The 1241-nt window shown below is 67.8% G+C and carries 2 protein-coding genes; one reads left to right on the top strand and one right to left on the bottom strand.

Annotated elements, in window-relative coordinates:
- A partial coding sequence (locus I71_RS33740; RefSeq protein WP_042704588.1) for a thiamine pyrophosphate-dependent enzyme occupies positions 1-922 on the top strand: 922 nt, incomplete at its 5' end.
- Positions 923-1060: 138 nt separating this feature from the next.
- Here the strand turns inward: I71_RS33740 and I71_RS33735 are convergent.
- Positions 1061-1241, bottom strand: a 181-nt coding sequence (locus I71_RS33735; protein WP_042704587.1) for a hypothetical protein, incomplete at its 5' end; no start/stop codon positions are given.

Raw genomic sequence — 1241 nt, 5'->3', positions numbered from 1 at the left:
GCTGCTGATGCTCGGCACCGATTTCCCGTACCGGCAGTTCTATCCGACCGAGGCGAAGATCGCCCAGCTCGACCTGCGCGCCGAGACTCTTGGCCGCCGCACCAAGCTGGACCTCGCGCTGGTCGGTGATGTGGGCGCAACGATTCGGGAACTGCTGCCGCGCCTGACCGCCAAAACCGATGACAGTCATCTTGCGGGCGCCCTCGCCAACTACCGCTCGGCGCGCGAGGGACTTGACGACCTCGCCACCGGCAAGCCGGGCCGCAAGCCGATCCACCCGCAATATCTCACCAAGCTGCTCAGCGAGCGCGCGTCGGACGATGCGGTGTTCACCTTCGACGTCGGCACGCCGACCGTGTGGGCCGCGCGCTATCTCAAGATGAACGGCCGGCGCCGCATGATCGGCTCGCTCTCGCACGGCTCGATGGCGAACGCGCTGCCGCAGGCGATCGGCGCCCAGGCCGCCTTTCCCGGGCGCCAGGTCATCAGCCTGTCGGGCGACGGCGGCTTCACGATGCTGATGGGTGACTTCCTGACGCTCAACCAGCAGAAACTGCCGGTCAAGGTCGTGGTCTTCAACAATGGCACGCTCGGCTTCGTCGCGCTTGAGATGAAGGGGGCGGGCTTCCTGGAAACCGGCACCGAACTTCAGAACCCGGATTTCGCCGCGATGGCGCGGGCGACCGGCGTGCATGCGATCCGGGTGGAGGACCCTGGCGAACTCGATGCCGCGATCCAGGACATCCTCGCCCATCCGGGGCCGGCGCTGCTCGATGTCGTCACGGCGCCGCAGGAATTGGCTCTGCCGCCGACCATCGGCACGGAGCAGGTGAAGGGCTTCGGCCTGTGGGCCTTGCAGGCGGTGATGAACGGCCGGGGCGACGAGCTGATCGACCTGGCCCGCACCAATCTGCTGCGCTGACCGCCGCCGAGGGGCGTGGTTCCGAGCGGCACCGATCCGGGGAGCGGCCACCTCTTTCGGTGGTACGCCACCCCCCGGGACGGTGCAGGGTCGCTCAGGATGACACTGCGCTCTCGAATGCGCGTCGGAACCGGTCCCTTATTCCACCGTCACGCTCTTCGCGAGGTTGCGCGGCTGGTCCACGTCGGTCCCCTTCAGAACCGCCGTGTGATAGGCCAGCAGCTGTACCGGGATGGCGTAGAGCAGCGGAGCGACCAGCGGGTCGCAGGCCGGCAGCTCGACCGACCAGCGGACCTTGTCCTTCAGCTGTCGAGCCCTG

It is taken from the genome of Azospirillum sp. B506 (assembly GCF_000333595.1).
Lineage (GTDB): Bacteria > Pseudomonadota > Alphaproteobacteria > Azospirillales > Azospirillaceae > Azospirillum.
Note: the sequence above shows the minus strand (reverse complement) of the source record. Positions and strands in the feature narration are given on the sequence as shown.